Origin of the sequence: Shewanella putrefaciens, assembly GCF_016406305.1 — a bacterium.
GTDB classification, from domain to species: Bacteria; Pseudomonadota; Gammaproteobacteria; order Enterobacterales; family Shewanellaceae; genus Shewanella; species Shewanella putrefaciens_C.
On the sequence record NZ_CP066369.1, the window covers coordinates 2357194 to 2377417 of the forward strand.

Consider the following 20224-nt stretch of genomic DNA (forward strand, 5'->3'; position numbering starts at 1 on the left):
TCCTATTTTTGCTGTTCGAGCGCTTGATGTTTTAGTGCGCCGGCCTTTGCCAACTCATCTTCCCTGGCCGCGTATTCCTTGGCACTTAACGGCTCTGCAAGTTGACCGTGGCGCACTCGGTGCATGCCTTCGGTTATCACCATCTCACCCGCTTTTAACCCACTCTTGACTACTACGCCTTCGATCCCTTGATGATCGATCACAATAAAGCGCCGCTCGACGATGTTATTGGGCAGCACCACCATCACATAGACGCCACCTTGATCCACTTGGGTGGCTTTTTGGGGGATTACCACCGCATTGGGGGTTTCTGAAAGCTTAATCCGCACATTAGTGTATTGACCCGGTAGCAGCTCTTTTTCGGGGTTGGGCAAAATGGCCCGCACTTCAAAGGTACCGGTATTGGGATTCACCTGGGGATCGGTAAAGCTGACATCCCCTAAATAACGGTATTCACTGCTATCGGGCAAGGTGATACGGACAAATCCCGCCAATGCTTTCCCCTCAGTCTCGGCTTCTTTTTTCGCGGAATAACTGGTTAAGCGCCGCTGGGCATTCAGATAATCGAGGGCCGACATATTAAAACTCACATATATAGGGTCGACTTGCTTTACCCGTGTCAGCAAGGATTGCCCTTTACTGCCCACAAGCGCACCTATATCCACCTCGGAGCGGCTGACTAAGCCATCAATAGGGGCTTTTATTTCGGTATAACTGAGCTCAAGTTGCGCCTCTTCAACCTCGGCTCGGCTAGCGATAAGATTCGATCTCGCCTGTGCTAAGGTGGATAGCGCATTATCGTAGTCGAGTTGACTGGCGGCATCTTGTTCATAGAGGGGTTTTAAGCGGATCACATCACGTTCGGCTTTTTCCACTATCGCCTGCTGGGAAGCTAACTTCGCTTTTAAACGATTAACGACCGCGACATAGGGCTTATTATCAATTTGATATAACAACTCCCCCGCTTTAACCGCACTGCCCTCGATAAAACGCTTTTCCTCCACAAAACCATCGACCCTTGCTCGCACTTCCACATCTAAGGATGCCTGTGTCACGCCAATATAATTGCCATAAAGCGGTACTGTCGCTGTGGTGACCTTTTCAACCACCACCATTTTAGGTGCAATTTTTACTTCGGGCTGATGACAAGCACTCATCGACAAACTGAGCAGCAACACACTGGCAATATGCAGGGGAAAGGGTAAGCGAAGAAAAAGTGAAAAATCTGTTCTAGCACGGGATTGAGGCATATGCGCATCCTGCATTCTAAAGGTAATGAAACCACTTCATAGTCAAAAATAAGAATGGTTTTAACGGTTTAGTCGGCCCTGCGAAACATCCTGTGGGCCAATGCAGTTTAAGTCTACGGTAATCTAGCGGAAATTGAAATTTAAAAATCAATCAGTTCAATGATTTGAGACTTATGACATATGGTGAGTGGCACATTAAACTGAGTTACAGGCCTCTTGATAGGCAAGCTCAAAGGCATCGGTAAAATCGGTGATCGGCAAAAGATCTTCCCGGCAACGACGGTTACGCCCCAGTAAAGATGATTCGACAAATAAATCAAACCATGCACTTAACGCTTTGCCATTAGCCGCCTCGCCTATCGCCCCTAAGGCCAAGGAGGCGACCTCGGCGGTGCCAAGTTGAAAATCATGGCTCCCCTTACGCAGTGCATAGGTTGCCAGGGTATCGGGATCGAATGACAGCATTGGCAATGAATGTAAATAAGGGCTCTTACGGAAGATCTTAATCGCCTCACGCCAGCTACCATCGAGCATAATTAATAGCGGCCGTTTATCTTCAGCCAAAATTGACTGTGGTACTTGGTTCAGAACCGTTTGCCCCTGCTCTGCATATTGTGCCGGAAACACTAAAAAGGGTTGATATTGCGCCGAGTCGAGTAACGCAAGCAGCTCGGCTGCGGGCTCAGTGCGTGACCAGATAAAGGCGTGGGTATCAGGGATAAGATCTGCGATTAATCGCCCGCTGTTTGTTGGTTTTAGCACTTCATCGTTATACATGATCAGCAGAAAACTGGCTTGAGTTTGTAACTGACGACGCAACGCACAGGTGCAAAACTGCTCACCCAATAGACATAATGGGCAGCGGATCAGTTTTTTGCCTCTCGCACCAAAGGGTTTAGTCGAAATAGACTTACGGTATTGGTATAAGCGATGAACAGCATGGGGGGCTAAAGCCATAAAAACCAATTCTCTTGCAAACTTATTAGGGGATACGGTAGGTGACTCGGCACTTTCCTATCGCGGCGGCGCAGTTTATACCTTGGCCGTAAATCACGCAATCGGTGCTATGCATTATCGCCATAAAAGGCATGAGAGTCGGTGCTTGAGGACTTAGCGTAATAATGAATAAATTCTCTTTAAATAACGCAACTGTGTAATACAGAAGTCCATACCATGACGCAATACTTAACATTGCATTAGTGCGGTTAACGTTTTGCTTACCCCTTGAAGAGATATTACAGCTAAAGATTAGTAAGAGCTTAACTTAATGGAGAATTACCGTAATATATTGTTCAATCTCAACACCATAAATTTAATTTTGATGAAAGGTAAATTATGCAACGACATCCCCTACTCGCTTCAATGCCATTATTAAGCGGCGTATTCCTCTGGGCGAGCCTATTCCCCCATGTCAGTGCAGCTCAAGCTTTAAATGCTAAGGAAATGCAATCGCTAGTGGATTCAGCGGTTAAACCTATGATGGCAAAGCATCATATCCCCGGTGCCGTAATCGGCTTAACGATTGATGGTAAGCAGTATTTTTATCAATATGGCGTCAGTTCAAACTCCACAAAACAAAAGGTGACTGAACATACCCTATTCGAAATTGGCTCTATCAGTAAAACCTTTACTGCGACACTGGCAAGCTATGCACAGCTTGAAGGCAAATTAACCCTCACGGATATGGCCAGTGACTATGTACCAGCATTAAAAGGCAGTCATTTTGATGGGATTAGTCTTATCAATTTAGCGACCCACACCGCGGGGGATCTGCCAATGCAAGTCCCAGATAACGTCACTAACAATACAGAATTAATGGATTATCTTAAGCAGTGGCAGCCGTCCTTTGCCCCTGGGACCCACAGGAATTACGCCAATCCAAGCATTGGCCTACTCGGGATGATTGCCGCGCAGAGTTTAGAGCAAACATTTCAACAAGCGCTTGAACAAACAATCTTTCCACAATTGGGCATGACCAGCAGCTATATTAAGGTTCCAAGCAGCAAAATGGCCGATTATGCCCAAGGTTACGATAAGCAAGATATGCCTGTGCGGGTCAATCCCGGCGTATTAGCCGATGAAGCCTATGGCGTTAAAACCACAGCCACAGATCTGCTGCAATTTGTGGAAGCCAATATGCAAATGCACCCACTTGCCAAACCTCTGCAAACGGCAATCGATGGGACCCACAGGGGATACTTTGATGTGGGCGTGATGACCCAAGATATGATTTGGGAACATTATTCCTATCCGATTGAGCTCGATAAGCTACTTATGGGCCACACTCAGGAAGTGGTGTTTGGCAGTACGCCCGTGAAACCCATAGTGCCGCCCCTTGAGCCGCAGCAAAATGTGTGGATCAATAAAACTGGCTCAACCGGTGGTTTTGCCGCCTATGTCGCCTTTATCCCCGCGCAAAAGCTTGGGTTAGTCTTACTAAGCAATAAAAATTATCCCGTTCCGCCACGGGTTGAAGTGGGTTATCAAATCCTAACGGGGATAAGCAAGCTGCAACAGGAATAACCCCTACGGCTTAAAGACAACAAAGCCCACAAATCTGTGGGCTTTTTATTAGGCAAAATTTGACTAGAGAATACGCCTCAGTAAAAAGTCCGCTTTTAACCTTCTGATCCGAGTCATGATCTTTTTCACTGGCGCAGGATAGCTTTGCAGCGTATCCACTTGGCTGTAGTGATATAACCGCTGTGTGTGTTCAAGAATATGTGCCTGCTCGGCTTCAAATTGCGCTTTCCAGCAAGCGGTTTCATCGTGGATCAACAGGCCATTTTCCAAATCCAGTGCCCACGCCCTAGGATTAAGATTGGAGCCTGTGATCAAGTGCTTTTTACCGTCGGCACTGATCCCTTTAAGGTGATAACTGTTGATACCGTGCTTCCACAAATGAATATTCAACTGTCCATTATCGATTGCCCACTGCTGACGTTTGGCAAACTTACGCAAAGATTGCTCGTACATATAGGGCAGCGCCCCAATGGTCGAGAAGTCCTGCTCTGGCGGAATATAAAAATCGTTCGCCGTCTTATCGCCGACAACGATATCGATGCGTTTACCATTACGTAGGTGCTTAGCCAAGGCACGCACTAAAATGTAAGGGGGATTAAAGTAAGGCGTGCAGATAAATAGCGAGTCCTTAGACTCCTCGACTAAAGCAACCACCACTTTATTCAATAGGTTTTTCTTGCGGCCTAACCCCAGCAAAGGCGTGATCCGATTGCCTCTGCGGGTAGATGCAAATTCGTATTCAGCTTCCGATAAACGCAATTTAAAGCTACGCACATCGTTTTTGGGCGGCAACACTTCCTGCTGCGCGTCCTGGGTGAGTGAAGTCACTGCGGGATCGGCGATAATATAACGCTGGATCATCGCCCGCATACTGCGCGCTAATTCGGCGGATTCAATCACATGGTAGCGATCGAAACGATATTTCTCATTCTGTTGTAAGTAAATATTGTTAAGACTAGCGCCGCTGTAAATCACCGCATCATCGATAATAAAGCCCTTAAGGTGCAGTACGCCCATAAATTCACGGGATTTAACTGGAACACCCATAATATCGATAGGATATTCAGCCTCGGCCATCACGCGGCGATACATAAGATAATTACCGCTGTCGCCTTTATGGCCAATTAGGCCACGTCGTGCCCGGTGAAAATCGACGAGGATCTTGACATCTAATGCGGGATTTTGCGCTTTGGCGGCCATCAAGGCCTGTAAAATCTCACGGCCCGCTTCGTCATCTTCTAAATAGAGTGCGGCAATATAAATACTGTTTTTAGCACTCTCGATGCGAGCGAGTAACTCTGCCTTAAATCGGCATGGCGTAAGCAACCACGTTAAAGCCTCGGGTTGAACGGCTATTCCACCAAGCTTATCTAGCAAGGCAATCCTCCTTTATACATGCTGACCACCCCGATAGGAAGCACTTGGGGTCAGTGACAAAAACATCACAGCAATATGAGTTAATTCTGGATAGGCCTCTGTCACTGCCAGCCTGATCGTTTGTTCTACTTTGAGATGGATATCTGGGTCAACCGGAAACCAGAGTAACTCGACTTGGACGAAGCGTTGATCAATTTTCCCGTTACGGTAACTGATGCTCGGGATCCAATCTAATGTGAAACTCTCAGCATTACCTTTGCATATCGCCGCCAAAGACTGCAGTAATGCTTGGCTAAACTCTGCAACGACTACCTGTGGTAAGCCGCGCATACTAATATGAGGCATGGTTTAGTGGTTACCTGAGATCCTAAAATCGTAAGGGGTAGAAATTACCGACTTCACTCGGTCTCGGCAAGACTTTTCGGCGAAAAGCCCACTGAAACTCACCTGTTTTGCTGGTAATTTGACCTGAAACGATTTAATGCCGAAGCTAACGGGCAAAAGTGACGCATTTATGGCTAAAAGAACCGTAAATGACACATCAATCACAAAATCTAGCTTCTTGGGTTTTGCCCCATCCCCTGCCGACTGTTTTAGCGTAAACTAAAACACCTATGGTTACTCAGACAGTTACTATGAATGATAGAGACTATGAAGAATAAAAAAATTCTGCTGACACTCGCACTGACGCTTATCTTGGCTTGGGGGATTTTCCATTTCAAAACCCAACTCGGGTTATTGATCCTGCCACTGTTTATTGGTTTAGTGTTATTTGTCACCCTAAGGTTGTATCGTCTTATGGAGAAAGATGACGGAAATGATGAACATTAACTTTGATACTCAGGCTAAACCCTCACATGTATAGCTTACCCCAAACGACGCTTTACGTTAGCTTGCTACTGGCAGCCCTAGGGCTGCAAGCCGAGCCTCGGCCCCCTGAAAACTCGACCCACTTTGCTAAACAAATGGCTGACATCAGCCCGCGTCATTCGCAAACCGCTATAATGGCCATTGATTTAGCCAGCAATCAACTCATTTACAGCCATCAGCCAGATACCTTATTGATCCCCGCCAGCACACAAAAAGTACTGACGGCAGTCACAGCTATGGCGGCACTTGGCCCAGAGTTCCGTTATGTCACCGAACTGTGGAGCGATGCCCCCATTCGCCATGGCCATATCGCGGGCAGTGTTTATTTACGTTTTAATGGCGATCCCACGCTAACGCAGGCAGATCTTAAGGGCATTTTTGCGAGTTTAGTCAAACAGGGGATCACTCGTATCGAGGGCCACTTATATTTGATTGGCGATAAACAGGAACAACTTCAAGCACCGGGCTGGGTATGGGACGATTTGGGCATTTGTTTTGCGGCCCCCGTCTCTAGCTATATTATCAACCAAAATTGCGTTTACGGTCAGTTCATCCCAAGCAGTGCAACACAAGCTTCTATGGTCAAACTCCGTGCCGCAAGTTATGGGGTTAAAGTGAGCAGCGATGCCGTATTCGACCAACAGGCAAATCGCGATTTTTGTCAGCTCGATCTCATGCGCCTAGGACAGAACCAGTATCATTTGCGTGGCTGCTATCCTGGCAGTGAGGCTATTCCCCTCGCGATTGCCGTGAGTGATCCTGAAAAATTTGCAAAGGATACGCTTAGCGCCATGCTTAAGGGCGAAATGACGGTTGCAGGCAAAGTACAGGTCGGGGAGCATATTCCACAAAAAGCAAAACTGATTGCCAGCCATAGCTCAGCTCCCTTACCTGAACTGCTCACGACCATGCTGCTTAAATCGGATAATTTGATCGCCGATAGTCTATTTAAGCAAGTGGGCAAAACCTATTATCGCACCCAAGGCAGTTTTACCCATGGCGCCGCGGCGATGAAGCACATTCTAACCGATTTAGGCGTGGATTTATCGAGTGCCAATATCGTCGATGGTTCTGGTCTATCACGGTATAACCTATTGAATGCTAGACAATTGGCCGATGTACTTAGCCTAATTCATCGGGATGCACGTTTCAGTGGGCTCATTACGAGTCTGCCCCAGGCGGGCGTGAGTGGTACTCTTAAATATCGCCAAGGCTATACCAAGCCGCCCCTGAAAAACCTTATTTTCGCTAAAACAGGATCAATGCAGGGGGTAGCAAATTTAGCGGGGTTTATGCGTTTACCTCAGCAGCAGGACATTTTATTTGTGGTGCTCGAAAATGGCATAGCCCCAGAGCCTAACAAATCGAATAAACCCGCCTTTAGCGCCCATTTCCTCACCACACTGTTAAGAGAAATTCCCCCAGCGGCGCAGGTAAACACCGCGAGCCAAACCGATGCTAATACGATGAAGCTGAGCCATTAACAACAGCCTGCGGCTATCGGACAATGAACATAAAAAAAGCACTGAATGCTCAGTGCTTTTTGATGAATAAATGCAAAATTAGAACAAGACCGCAGGCATCGCCATAGTGCTTGTATCCCCAGCTCTAACCTGGGCTAAGTGATAATCCGCTTTAGGCAATAACTTATCAAAATAGAACTTAGCCAAATAGGTTTTCTGCTCGGCGAAGGTTTTATCGTCATGGGCAGCGGCTTTATCAACCATAGCCAACCAGTAGAAACCATAGAGGGTATAACCAAAGGCATCTAAAAAGTCGACCGCGCAGGCATTGATCAGCGCAGGCTGAGCCACTTTGTGCTCATTGACTGACTCGGCGACGATCACTAATGCATCTAAACGTGCACATACTGCCGCGACTTTCACCGCATCAACTTGGGTAAATGCGCGCATTTGTGCCTTCAAGTCCGCCACCAATTCCTTCAAGGCGGTAAGATTATCGCCCGTGACTTTACGGCCGAGGAAATCGATGGCTTGAATGCCATTGGTGCCTTCATAAATCTGCGCGATACGGGTATCACGGACTAATTGCTCAATACCCGTTTCACGAATATAGCCATGTCCACCAAAGACTTGCTGCGCCATAATCGTCGCATCTAGACCACGGTCGGTTAAGAATGCCTTGGCAACTGGCGTTAATAGTCCCACATAGCGCGCTGCTTTGGCTTTAACCTCATCTTGGGCATATTTAGCTAAATCCAGTTGCTGACCCGTAAACACTGATAAAGCTCGGCCCGCTTCTGTCATTGCGCGAATGGTCAGCAGCATACGGCGCACATCACCGTGGACAATAATAGGATCAGAATCGCTGCCTGTCGGTGAGCCGCCCGCGGCGATACCTTGATTACGCTCTTTCGCATAATCGGCCGCCATTTGATATGCCGCCTGCGCACTGCCCAGCCCTTGAATACCAATGGCTAAACGCTCGTAGTTCATCATAGTGAACATGCACACGAGACCGCGATTAGGCTCGCCAATCAAGAAACCTTGGGCGTTATCAAAGTTCATCACACAGGTTGCTGAACCTTTAAGGCCCATCTTGTGCTCGATAGAACCCACTGATACCCCATTCGTATTGGCTAAGCTGCCATCGGCATTCACCGATATTTTAGGCACCAGGAAGAGTGAAATCCCTTTGCTATCCGGTAACTTGGCAAGCACTAAGTGGATGACGTTTTCAGTTAAATCATGATCGCCACCCGTGATAAAAATCTTGCTGCCCGTGATGGCATAACTACCATCATCCTGCGGTAAAGCACGGGTGCGAATATTACGCAGATCAGAACCCGCTTGCGGCTCCGTCATATCCATAGCGCCCGCCCATTCGCCGGAATATAACTTAGGCAAATAAGCTTGTTTCAATGCTTCGCTGCCGTGGGCATTGATACATAAAGCCGCACCCGCAGTTAAGGAGCCATACAGGGTAAACGCATTACAGGCACTGTAGGCCATTTCGTCGACTAATACGCCGAGCATTTTAGGCATGCCCATGCCACCAAATTCAGGATCGCCACATAAACCAACCCAACCACCCTGGGAATACTGTTCATATACCGCTTTATAACCATCGGGGGTAATTACTTGATTATCTTGATGCAACACGCCCTGCTCATCCCCCGTCCGGTTCAGCGGATGGATCAACTCACTGCTGATTTTGGCGGCTTCTTCAAGAATGGCATTGGCCGTGTCGATATCGACCATTTCAGCAATTTCAGGCAATTGTGCCCAAGTGTTTGGGGCATCAAATACCTGTTCCAATAGGAAACGCATATCCGTTAACGGGGCTTGGTAAGGGTTCATTGGTAGACTCTTAAACGTAGGATTAAAACAGTTGTTTTAATTTATACCAGTTCACTGTAGAACACAATCTCATTACAAATACAGCCGCGAAATATAGCCGTCTGTGGAGAATATCCAAGTATGCGAATGCGTGAACAAAATACAAATTCAACCCATAAAAAAACCCTTAAGCCTGAACTTAAGGGTCTCTATTTTATAAGCTTTACCACAGGATTGTCGCGGCGTTAGCTCACAGGCTTGGAGCAATTACCACATTAAATCGTCGGGAATCGCATAATCTGCATAGGGGTCATCTTCAACCACGACAGCTTTAGATTCATCCTGTTGCCACAGATAACCACACCACTGCGGCACCAGCAGTTTGACCCGTTCGGCTAACTTATGTGGTACTAAGTAACTCTTATCTTCGTAACGCACTATGCCTAACTGCCCTTTGAGCAATTCAGCCTGCAGTTTTTCATCTATGTATAAAGAATAGATTTTATTATCAAGGGTATAATTAAACTTGATCTCGGCATAGGTCGGGATCTTAATCGCAGACTTAGTGAACTCAGTGATTAAACCGCGCACCTGTCCACGCTCGGATGCCTCGGCAAACCTTTGCTCGTTCAGTGCCTTATCTTTTTCTGCCTGCAGCCGTTTTTGCTCGGCCACTTCTTGCTTTAATGCCGTTGAACCGTCATCGACTCGTGATTTTTTATCACGGCGTTTTTGGGTCTTAACGTCACGAACCTTTTGTTTACTGGCAAGCCCAGCTTTAAGTAGCTGCTCTTGTAATGCGTTAGCCATGGATCATTACCTACTTAATCTATCTATAAAATCAAAGTGCTAGATTGATAAACAACCTAGACAGTTTTAAATCAAACTACATTTTTGCGGCCAATTCGCCAAGCTCTGTCATCGCGATACTGGCGCCGCCAAGTGACCAACCGCCATCAACCGGCAACACAACACCGGTAATATAAGAGGCAAATTCAGAGCCTAAGAATAATGCGGCATTGGCAATATCCTGGCCTGTACCGTTGCGTTTTAGCGGAACGGACTGGGCAACTTTCTGCTGTAGTGCACTACTCGGCGCAAGGCGATTAAAGCCTTCAGTGTTCGCGATGGGGCCAGGCATAATCGAATTAATCCTCAGCCCTTCACAACCCCACTCTAAGGCTAAAGTTCGCGTCAGCATATCCACACCCGCTTTTGCCGCACACACATGCACTTGCATTGGCATAGCAATCGAAGCCTGTGGCGCCGAAATCTGGATAATATTGCCATTGGGTCGACGCAGCAAAGGATACGCCTGCTTTAGCACTTGAAAACTACCAAGCAAATCAATGTCCATTACTGACTTAAAACCATTGGCCGAAAGCTTTGCCGCGCTGGCGGGGAAATTACCCGCCGCGCCACTGACCAACACATCGATAAAACCAAACTCAGCAGCAATTTTATCAAAACCGACTTCAAGGGCGCTAAGATCGCGCACATCGAAGCTCACCCCTAAATGAATGCCGTCAGGATTAGCCTGCTGTAGCTGCAATACTGCGGCATCGATTTTATCTTGGCTGCGACTCGCAACAGCCACATTAGCACCTGCCTGGGCGAACGCGATGGCAATCGCCAGATTGATCCCACTGGTGCCACCGACAACGACAACATTCTTACCTTGATAGTTAAACATCGTAGCATTAAACATGGGCGTTCTCCGTGAACTTGGGTAGCAATGGTGACTGTACTTACTGCATTTAACATATTCGTTTTAGCAGGCTAACCAAAGCAATATCAAGTCATTATAGCAATGATTGATAAATCGCTTGCAATGCTGCTAATGGATCGGCGGCTTTGGTGATGGGGCGGCCGATGACGAGGTAATCTGAACCGGCAGCCAGCGCCTCTGGTGGTGTCATCACCCGGTGTTGGTCACCCACATCACTGCCCACAGGGCGAATACCTGGGGTGATAAGTTTAAAGTCTTGACCTAATAATGACTTAAGTACAGTCGCTTCTTGGGCGGAGCAGACGACACCATCAAGACCCGCTTGTTTGGTCAGCTTAGCTAAACGCTGAACATGCTCAAAGGCAGGCACATCGATACCGATGAGTTTAAGATCGTCATCGCTCATAGAGGTTAATACCGTGACCGCGATCAGCATTGGTGCATCTTTACCGTAGGGTACTAAAGCCTTTTTTGCCGCCTCCATCATGGCTAAGCCACCGCTGGCATGCACGTTCGTCATCCAAACGCCAAGCTCTGCAGCGGCGGCAACGGCTTTAGCGACAGTGTTGGGAATATCGTGAAATTTCAAGTCGAGGAACAAATCAAAGCCACGGTCATGGATATCTTTCACCAGTTGCGGGCCAAACAGGGTAAACATTTCTTTGCCGACTTTAAGGCGGCACATGTTGGGATCGAGTTTGTCTATCAGTTGTAAAGCGTGGTTTTTATTATCGTAATCAAGCGCTACGAGGATAGGTTTAGTCGTCATCATCTCTCCAACGGGGTTACACTAACTAGGTATTTCAAAAGGTTATTCGCCGTCTAAGCCTCTGATCCGTTTAATACTGCCCCAATTTTTACAGGAAGGACAATGCCAATAAAGCGCATGGGAAGGAAAACCACACTCCTTACAACGGTAGCTTGGACGGAATTTAATTTGTTGCTCAACCAGCTGCTCTAGCATAGTTAAACTTTGCTTAGCCTGCCCTTCTTCGGCCTGGCGCAAATGCATTTGCATCAGATGCTGAAAGCCTTTCATCGTCGGATGGCGATACAGTGCATCGAGGACCATATTTTCGGCAGCTTTTAGCTCATCAAGGCTGATCATATGTTGGGCAAGCGCCACCACCACGGATGCGCCAGCGCCTTCAGCCATGGCGCCCGCCAGTAATTCCTGATAGCCCTCTTTATCTTGGGTATCACGATACACTTGTTTCGCCGTCGGCAGGGCATCGGCAAAAAGTTCAATATCCGCTTTTTTAAGTGCAGCGAGCATGGCTTTACACTGTGAATAATCTTGAATATCGAGGAATTTTTTGGCGAGTGTGAGTAAAGCCCGGCCACACTTAGGATCTTGCTTGAGTGCTTGTTGCAGCAGTTTAATCTTCTCTACATCATCATTGGCTTCATCGGCGAGCTGGCAATAAAAGTGGGCTATGATGGGCTTTAAGGTTTGCTGGCGTTTGCGGCTTAAACGCTTAGTGATATCGATAGCCTTTTGCCATTCCTTAATCACTTGATAGATAGCGATTAGCTGGGTTTCAGACTCTTCACTGTGATCGTCTTGGCTGACTAAATTGATAAAAATTTCTTCCGCCCTGTCGTAAAATCCCGCCGCCAAATAATCTTTACCCAGTTCCATCATGGCAATATCACGTTGCTCATTGGTGAGCGTTGGCCTAGCGATCAGATTTTGGTGGATACGGATGGAGCGGTCAACTTCGCCGCGTTTACGAAAAAGTGAGCCTAAGGACAGATGAGTGTCGATAGTTTCATCGTCAACATCGAGCATGCTGATAAATAAATCAACCGCTTTGTCTGACTCGTTAGACAACAGGAAATTAAGGCCAGTGAAATAATCACGGCTTAGTTGCTTACGCTGATTAGTTTGATTTTGCCTTATGCTCCGCCGCCCCATATACCAACCGTAACCGGCAGCAATCGGAAGCAGCAGAAAGAGGATCTCAAGCATATTAGGCGTCTACGTCCTGGGGCATTTTAGCAAGTTGCACATTTAACTTCTTTTGGGTTGCCGCTAAAGTCAGTTTCAGTCTCACAATATAATAGCAAGCAAATAACCAACTCAGCATAAAGCCAGCAAAGAAAACGATCGCTAATACTACGGGTAGACGATATTCACCTTGGGCCACAAAATAGCTGATCGTCACCATTTGCTCATTACGTGCACCAAAGATTAATGCCAGAATAAATAACAGTGCCACAAGGACAGTCACCACAAAAGATTTCACGCTGCACTCCCTAAACGCGTTTCAATTTTCTGATTATCCAAGAAATTCACTGGGCTGACCAGCTTTGCCTTGCAATAGATACAAAAAAGCCCCCTAACGGAGGCTTTTCACTATGCGGTCAATCACACATTAACGGCGTCAACGCGCTCGCGCAGTTCTTTGCCTGGCTTAAAGTGCGGGACGTATTTGCCTTCCAATTCGACAGATGAACCTGTCTTTGGATTGCGGCCAGTACGCGGCGCACGATAATGAAGCGAGAAACTACCAAAGCCACGGATCTCAATACGATCACCGCTTTCCAATGTTGTTGCCATTTGCTCCAACATCTCTTTGATTGCACTTTCAACTTCCTTCGCCGACAGCTGCGACTGCCTGGTGGCGAGTTTTTCGATCAGTTCGGATTTTGTCATCCTAGCTATCCCCTATTATCAAGCCAAACACAGTCACCTATAAAGGGTGGCGAACCACCCTCTAACAACAGGCGATTATTTGCGAGCTGCTTTAAACGCTTCAGCCATTGCATTACTAATAACAGCGTCTTCTTGTTTATTCAAGGTCGCCATTACTTCTTTTTCTTCAGCTTCGTCTTTCGCTTTGATTGACAGGCTGATAGAACGGTTCTTACGGTCAACACCCATGAACTTAGCTTCGATAGCGTCACCTACATTGTAAACAGTAGATGCATCTTCGATGCGCTCACGGCTGATGTCAGCTACACGGATGTAACCTTCAACAGTGTCAGCCAGTTCCACAGTCACACCTTTAGCATCAACAGCAGAAACAGTACCGTTTACGATAGTACCTTTCTTCTTGTCAGCTAAATAAGCGTTGAATGGATCGTCTTCAGTTTGCTTAACACCTAAGCTGATGCGCTCACGCTCTGGGTCTACAGACAGAACCACTGCGTGGATTTCATCGCCTTTCTTGTATTCAGAAACTGCGTCTTCGCCAGTACCGTTCCAAGAAATGTCAGACAGGTGAACTAGACCATCGATACCGCCGTCAAGACCGATAAAGATACCGAAGTCAGTGATTGACTTGATCTTACCAGAAACCTTGTCGCCTTTGTTGTAACGAGTTGCGAAGTCATCCCATGGGTTGGTCTTACATTGCTTCAGACCTAGAGAAATACGACGACGCTCTTCATCGATGTCCAGAACCAGAACTTCAACTTCGTCACCTAAGTTAACCACTTTAGATGGGTGAATGTTCTTGTTAGTCCAATCCATTTCAGAAACGTGAACCAGACCTTCAACGCCTTCTTCGATTTCAACGAAACAACCGTAGTCAGTCAGGTTAGTTACGCGACCAGTTAACTTAGTGTTTTCTGGGTAGCGCTTGCTGATTTCTAACCATGGATCTTCGCCAAGTTGTTTCAGACCTAAAGACACACGAGTGCGCTCACGGTCATACTTCAGAACTTTAACGTTGATTTCGTCGCCAACATTGACGATTTCAGATGGGTGCTTAACACGTTTCCACGCCATATCAGTGATATGTAGCAGACCGTCAACACCACCTAAATCTACGAATGCACCGTAGTCAGTCAGGTTCTTAACGATACCTTTAACTGCTTGACCTTCTTGCAGGTTTTCTAACAGTGCATCACGCTCAGCGCTGCTTTCTGATTCGATAACTGCACGACGAGAAACAACAACGTTGTTACGCTTCTGGTCAAGTTTGATAACTTTGAATTCTAATTCTTTGTACTCTAAGTGAGCGGTGTCGCGAACTGGGCGCACGTCAACTAGAGAACCTGGTAAGAAGGCACGGATACCGTTTAATTCAACAGTGAAACCGCCTTTCACTTTACCATTGATGATACCGATTACAGTTTCAGCATCTTCATAAGCTTTTTCCAGAACGATCCAAGCTTCATGACGTTTCGCTTTTTCGCGAGACAGTTGAGTCTCACCGAAGCCGTCTTCAACAGAGTCAAGAGCTACGTCAACTTCATCACCAACGGCGATTTCTAAAACGCCTTGTGCGTTTTTGAATTGTTCAGCTGGGATTGGGCTTTCAGACTTCAGACCTGCGTCAACCAGTACCATACCGTTTTCGATGGCAACAACAGTACCACGAACGATAGAACCTGGACGGAATTCCAGAGTTTGAAGGGATTGTTCAAATAGATCAGCAAAAGATTCAGTCATGTTTAGGTTACTTTCTTTAATAAACCACAGCCCGTCCTGGACGTGGAGTCAGTCTAATTATCCGTATCGTCCATAATACGAATACCTACCCAGTGAATAACCTTAGTTAACACTGGATAACTTTTGGTTGATGTGATTGAGCGCGAGCTCAAGCACTTCGTTGATGCCTTTTCCGCTAGTATCGATAACGAGCGCATCCTCGGCGGGGACTAAAGGAGCCACCGGACGATTCATATCGCGTTCATCACGTTCGATAATTTCACTTAAAAGGCGCTCGATATTAACATCGAAGCCCTTGTCCTGCAACTGATTATAGCGTCTTTGAGCCCGCTCCTCTGCCGATGCAGTTAAATATAATTTTGCCGGTGCGGTAGGGAAAACCACAGTCCCCATATCGCGGCCATCGGCAATTAATCCGGGTGCCGTTCTAAAGGCACGTTGACGGCGTAATAATGCTTCCCTGACCCGTGGGTATGCTGCGACGATAGATGCAGCATTAGAGCACTCTTGGGTGCGAATCGCACTCGTGACATCTTCACCTTCCAATATCACTTGAACTGGATCTTTCTCATTGCCCGTTAAAAATTTCACATCAAGATGTGCCGCGAGCAGTGTGACGGATTCTTCATTTTCCAATTCAACATTGTGATGAATTGCGGCAAGCGCAAGAACTCGGTAAATAGCGCCACTATCAAGTAGTTGCCAACCTAAATGCTGCGCCAATAATTGGCTTATTGTTCCTTTACCAGCACCGCTTGGGCCGTCGATTGTGACTACAGGAGCCCGTTCAGACATACATTCCTCCGCAAAAAATAATCATCATCCGTGAGTTCATCAAGTGAGCCCCGAAAATGAGCGCGCCGCATTGTACAACAAAAGATAAACAAAATCCGTGGATTTTTTATGAAGATTAGAAGCCGCACGAATACGGCTTCATCTTCGAAGGGAGACAAATTTGGCTTTAATCAGACTTGGCAAGTTAGGATTGAAGGCTTGCAAATTGCACAAAATAATCCGGAAAGGTCTTAGATGTGCAATCAGGATCATTGATGGTAATACCGCAATCGGCGAATGCCAGCATCGAAAAACACATGGCCATACGGTGATCGTTATAGGTATCAATTTCAGCCGTATGTATGACGGCAGGCGGGGTGATTTTAATGTAATCGTTACCCTCTTCAACCTCGGCGCCCACTTTTCGCAGTTCAGTCGCCATGGCCGCTAACCGGTCAGTCTCTTTAATGCGCCAGTTATAGATATTGCGAATAACCGTCGTGCCTTTAGCAAATAAGGCGGCGGTTGCAATGGTCATGGCCGCATCGGGAATATGGTTCATATCTAAGTCGACGGCCGTTAATGGCGAGCCGCGGGCAATAATATAGTCATCGCCCCACTCAATATCGGCGCCCATTTTCTCCAGCACATCGGCAAATTTGACATCGCCTTGAATACTCAAACGGCCAACCCCTGTGACTTTGACCTCGCCGCCTTTAATCGCCCCTGCCGCGAGGAAATACGATGCCGATGACGCATCGCCTTCTACCAGTACTTTGCCCGGTGATATATAACGCTGGCCAGCGACAATCTCAAAACGCCCGTAGTCATGGTTAATGACTTTTACACCGAACTGCGACATCAAGGCGATAGTGATATCGATATAAGGCTTAGAGACTAACTCGCCTTTGACATGGATATTCACGCTGCCCTTGGCAAGCGGCGCCACCATTAGCAATGCCGTTAAAAACTGGCTCGATAAATCCCCTGCAATGTCAACATCGCCGCCATTAAGGCCTGTGGCATTAATCGTCAGCGGTGGAAAACCGTCATTTTTAAGGTAAACGATATTGGCACCGAGTTGCCTTAAGGCATCGACTAAATCACCAATCGGACGCTCTTCCATGCGCGGCTCGCCCGTCAAGGTAAATTCACCTTGGCCTAAAGTTAAGGCTGCGCAGAGTGGGCGCATTGCCGTACCCGCATTACCTAAAAATAATTCCTGCGCAGATGCCGCAGAAATAGCACCGCCTAACCCCTCTAACTCACACACTGTGTTATTGGCAGATAAACGAAAGTTAACCCCTAGCTGCTTGAGGGAGGCCAACATATGGCGAATATCATCTGAGTCGAGCAGATTGGTGAGCGTGGTCGTGCCTTGGGCTAAGGTCGCCAATAAAAGGGCACGATTGGAAATACTTTTTGAGCCGGGAATGTTGATTTCACCGCGGACTTGCACAACAGGTTCAAGACGTAATTGCTTCATGAATAAATCTTCTTTCTCAATAAGGGCGTCATCATCACGATCACGCAGACTGAATAGGCAAAATGGCAACTTCACGCTACGGCGCGTCAAGTTAAAATTACAAATAAAAGGAGATTGGGGCCCTGTTGGTGCTTCGTTGTTATAAAATTACCGATTGTCGCTAAGGATTCAACCGTTTTTTCGAGAAAAATGCTTTTTGGGTGGGTTTATTTACTTAAGTCGGTGCCAAAATAACAAAAATGCAAAATTTATGGGGTTAATTTATGATTTAATCGCACTTTTGGCAGGCTTTTTTGCCAAGCTAACGGGCGTTTAATCACAGTTTTCACTTTAAAAGCGTTACCTTTCCACGCTATTCTAGGCCTCAAACGATAAATAATGCAGATCTGAACCGAAAATCACGATTGCTATACAACCAGAAAGGTAGATGGAGCTATGTTTAATAAACTTACCGCAATGCCTGCAGATCCTATCCTTGGCTTGCTGACTCAGTACCGCGAAGACACTCATCCACAAAAAGTGGATTTAGGTGTAGGGGTTTATAAAGATCCCGCTGGCCATACTCCCATCCTTAACTGCGTCAAGAAAGCCGAAAAATTCCGTCTCGATACCGAAACCACCAAAGTGTATATCGGCCCAACGGGTTCACCACAATTCAACACCTTAATGACGGAATTAGCCTTTGGTGCTGGCCACAGTGCCATTCTAGCTAATCGTATCCGCACAGTTTCTACCCCTGGTGGTACAGGTGCTTTACGTGTCGCGGGTGACTTTATCAAACGCTGCAACCCAAATGCAGTGTTATGGGTGAGCGACCCAACGTGGGCCAATCACACGGGGTTATTCGAAGCGGCTGGGATCACCGTTAAAACTTATCCTTATTATGACTACGATAGTAAATCCTTGAAATTTGATGAAATGCTCGCTGCATTATCACAAGTGAGTCCTGATGACGTGGTGTTATTCCACGCCTGTTGTCATAACCCCAGCGGGATGGATTTGACCCCTGAGCAGTGGGATAAAGTCGTTGCCTTGACCAAAGAGCAAGGTTTTACCCCTTTGATTGACATGGCATATCAAGGCTTTGGTGATGGGGTTGATATCGACGCCTATGGCGTGCGCCAAATGGCGGCTGCGGTCGACAATATGATCCTCTGCAGCTCATGCTCGAAAAACTTCGGTTTGTACCGTGAGCGTATCGGCTCCTGCTCTGTGATTGCCAAAGATGCCAATTCCGCCAATGTCGCCCAATCGGTACTGCTGTATGTGGTGCGTTGCCTCTACTCTATGCCGCCTGCCCACGGAGCCGCCATCGTTGAGACCATTTTGGCCTCGGCAGAGTTGAAACAAGAATGGCTTGATGAATTAAAAGTCATGCGCGATCGCATCAACGGCAACCGAGCCATTTTAGTGGATAAGCTAAAAGCCAATGGCGTGGACCGTGACTTTAGCTTTATCGCCCGCCAAAAAGGCATGTTCTCCTTCCTTGGTGTTAATCCTGAGCAAGTCGCACGTCTGCAAAAGGAATTCAGTATCTACATGGTAGGCTCGAGCCGCATCAGCATCGCCGGGATCAGTGAAGACAATGTTGACTATTTAGCCCAATCAATCGCTAAAGTTTTGTAAGCCTTTTCAAAAATCGACAAACCTAATCGGTGTAGCCCAATAAACCATGGCTACACCGATTTCTCGTTGCAGAATATCGCCTATTTTGCTGGTTTTTTAATTGCCACTAATCACGGCACAAAAAATTTACGACATATGAGCACAAGATAGCTTACGACAAGCGGCGCAGCTCATGTGATCACGATAATGATGATCAAAAAATTGAATCGTTCTGGCTTCTAAAGAATCATATAACTCTGGGGTTAAGGGCATTTTCCACTTATATTGGCCCATCAATTTAGCCAAATGTCGATAACAGGTTTCGCGTCGATTGGAGAGATATTCAGGAGCAATAAGCTGGCTCTCAAATTGAGTTAGTGCTCCCGTTAAATAAAAAGTGATGCCCTGCACTAACTCTTTAACTTGTAACGGAGTTGCTTCTAATTCTCCCGTTTCTATTGCTAAATTGAGCGAGTCTGTAAACCAGCCCCAAAATGCATTAATGCGTTTTTTAAAACGCTCCACTTTTTCATCACTCGCAAGTTGCCACACCATGGTATTAACAGAAACCGAGCGTAATGTTGCAAAGCTTTTACTACGTTTTATCGTTTCAAAGGTAAATAAAATTGGCAACAGCACGCGTTCTTTAGCGGTTAACTCCGGATTCTGATGAATAAAAATTGGCAAATGATTAGAGGTCGCACTTCTGAGGAACAGACAAACTAAAACATCCTCTTTACGTTCGAAAAATTTGTACAAGGTACCAGTAGAACAACCTACTTCTTTAGCTAGTTGAGAAAACTTGAATGACACTATGCCCTGTGACTCAATCAGCTGCTCAGCCGCATTGAGTATTTGATTGCATCTTAAAATAGAGAGTGTCTCAGAAGGACATTTCATTTACTAAAC

19 protein-coding genes are annotated in these 20224 nt (G+C 46.6%); 4 read left to right on the plus strand and 15 right to left on the minus strand.

Features of this window, described 5'->3' with window-relative positions:
• Window positions 1–2: 2 nt before the first annotated feature.
• Together JFT56_RS10290 and JFT56_RS10295 are read right to left on the minus strand one after the other, a co-directional pair.
• Window positions 3–1157 (minus strand): efflux RND transporter periplasmic adaptor subunit, encoded by a 1155-nt coding sequence (locus JFT56_RS10290; RefSeq protein WP_420136024.1) that lies wholly within the window; start codon window positions 1155–1157, stop codon window positions 3–5.
• Between the two features lie 288 nt (window positions 1158–1445).
• Entirely contained in the window at window positions 1446–2207 is a 762-nt protein-coding gene (locus JFT56_RS10295) for a tRNA-uridine aminocarboxypropyltransferase (RefSeq protein WP_198780023.1), read from the minus strand.
• Window positions 2208–2585: 378 nt separating this feature from the next.
• Here JFT56_RS10295 and ampC point away from each other — a divergent pair, with 378 nt between their 5' ends.
• Window positions 2586–3773 (plus strand): class C beta-lactamase, encoded by a 1188-nt coding sequence (gene ampC, locus JFT56_RS10300; protein WP_198780024.1) that lies wholly within the window; start codon window positions 2586–2588, stop codon window positions 3771–3773.
• Between the two features lie 63 nt (window positions 3774–3836).
• Here ampC and pssA read toward each other — a convergent pair whose 3' ends face one another.
• Both pssA and JFT56_RS10310 read right to left on the minus strand, forming a co-directional pair.
• Window positions 3837–5150, minus strand: coding sequence for a CDP-diacylglycerol--serine O-phosphatidyltransferase (gene pssA / locus JFT56_RS10305; protein WP_198780025.1), 1314 nt, complete (start codon window positions 5148–5150; stop codon window positions 3837–3839).
• 12 nt (window positions 5151–5162) lie between these two features.
• Window positions 5163–5495 carry a DUF1904 domain-containing protein gene (locus JFT56_RS10310; protein ID WP_198780026.1) on the minus strand — a complete coding sequence of 111 codons (333 nt, stop codon included), beginning with the start codon at window positions 5493–5495 and terminating at the stop codon, window positions 5163–5165.
• Window positions 5496–5801: 306 nt separating this feature from the next.
• Here JFT56_RS10310 and JFT56_RS10315 point away from each other — a divergent pair, with 306 nt between their 5' ends.
• Window positions 5802–5981, plus strand: a complete 180-nt coding sequence (locus JFT56_RS10315; RefSeq protein ID WP_198780027.1) for a hypothetical protein — start codon at window positions 5802–5804, stop codon at window positions 5979–5981.
• 26 nt (window positions 5982–6007) lie between these two features.
• A complete protein-coding gene (gene dacB / locus JFT56_RS10320; protein WP_198780028.1) occupies window positions 6008–7504 on the plus strand; it encodes a D-alanyl-D-alanine carboxypeptidase/D-alanyl-D-alanine-endopeptidase in 1497 nt (498 codons plus the stop codon).
• A gap of 78 nt (window positions 7505–7582) precedes the next feature.
• Here dacB and JFT56_RS10325 read toward each other — a convergent pair whose 3' ends face one another.
• The 10 genes from JFT56_RS10325 to aroA all read right to left on the minus strand — a co-directional run bounded on the left by JFT56_RS10325 (window position 7583) and on the right by aroA (window position 17710).
• Window positions 7583–9340 (minus strand): acyl-CoA dehydrogenase C-terminal domain-containing protein, encoded by a 1758-nt coding sequence (locus tag JFT56_RS10325; protein ID WP_198780029.1) that lies wholly within the window; start codon window positions 9338–9340, stop codon window positions 7583–7585.
• A 246-nt stretch (window positions 9341–9586) separates the two neighbouring features.
• Window positions 9587–10129: a DUF2058 domain-containing protein gene (locus JFT56_RS10330; RefSeq protein WP_198780030.1), complete on the minus strand. Its 543-nt coding sequence runs from the start codon at window positions 10127–10129 to the stop codon at window positions 9587–9589.
• A gap of 76 nt (window positions 10130–10205) precedes the next feature.
• Entirely contained in the window at window positions 10206–11027 is an 822-nt protein-coding gene (locus JFT56_RS10335) for an SDR family oxidoreductase (protein WP_198780031.1), read from the minus strand.
• A gap of 94 nt (window positions 11028–11121) precedes the next feature.
• Entirely contained in the window at window positions 11122–11817 is a 696-nt protein-coding gene (pyrF, locus tag JFT56_RS10340) for an orotidine-5'-phosphate decarboxylase (protein ID WP_198783548.1), read from the minus strand.
• A gap of 42 nt (window positions 11818–11859) precedes the next feature.
• Entirely contained in the window at window positions 11860–13020 is a 1161-nt protein-coding gene (lapB, locus tag JFT56_RS10345; protein ID WP_198780032.1) for a lipopolysaccharide assembly protein LapB, read from the minus strand.
• Window position 13021: 1 nt separating this feature from the next.
• A complete protein-coding gene (locus tag JFT56_RS10350; protein ID WP_198780033.1) occupies window positions 13022–13297 on the minus strand; it encodes a LapA family protein in 276 nt (91 codons plus the stop codon).
• 122 nt (window positions 13298–13419) lie between these two features.
• Window positions 13420–13707 carry an integration host factor subunit beta gene (gene ihfB, locus JFT56_RS10355; protein ID WP_007647758.1) on the minus strand — a complete coding sequence of 96 codons (288 nt, stop codon included), beginning with the start codon at window positions 13705–13707 and terminating at the stop codon, window positions 13420–13422.
• Between the two features lie 75 nt (window positions 13708–13782).
• Window positions 13783–15450 carry a 30S ribosomal protein S1 gene (rpsA, locus tag JFT56_RS10360; RefSeq protein ID WP_007647759.1) on the minus strand — a complete coding sequence of 556 codons (1668 nt, stop codon included), beginning with the start codon at window positions 15448–15450 and terminating at the stop codon, window positions 13783–13785.
• Between the two features lie 102 nt (window positions 15451–15552).
• Window positions 15553–16245: a (d)CMP kinase gene (cmk, locus tag JFT56_RS10365; RefSeq protein WP_198780034.1), complete on the minus strand. Its 693-nt coding sequence runs from the start codon at window positions 16243–16245 to the stop codon at window positions 15553–15555.
• A gap of 184 nt (window positions 16246–16429) precedes the next feature.
• On the minus strand, window positions 16430–17710 hold the full coding sequence (gene aroA / locus JFT56_RS10370; RefSeq protein ID WP_198780035.1) for a 3-phosphoshikimate 1-carboxyvinyltransferase: 1281 nt from the start codon (window positions 17708–17710) through the stop codon (window positions 16430–16432).
• 435 nt (window positions 17711–18145) lie between these two features.
• Between aroA and JFT56_RS10375 the strand changes: the two genes are divergently transcribed.
• Complete coding sequence (locus tag JFT56_RS10375) at window positions 18146–19336, plus strand: amino acid aminotransferase (RefSeq protein WP_198780036.1); 1191 nt, start codon at window positions 18146–18148, stop codon at window positions 19334–19336.
• Window positions 19337–19462: 126 nt separating this feature from the next.
• Here JFT56_RS10375 and JFT56_RS10380 read toward each other — a convergent pair whose 3' ends face one another.
• Window positions 19463–20215, minus strand: a complete 753-nt coding sequence (locus tag JFT56_RS10380; protein ID WP_198780037.1) for a TetR/AcrR family transcriptional regulator — start codon at window positions 20213–20215, stop codon at window positions 19463–19465.
• Window positions 20216–20224: the final 9 nt, after the last annotated feature.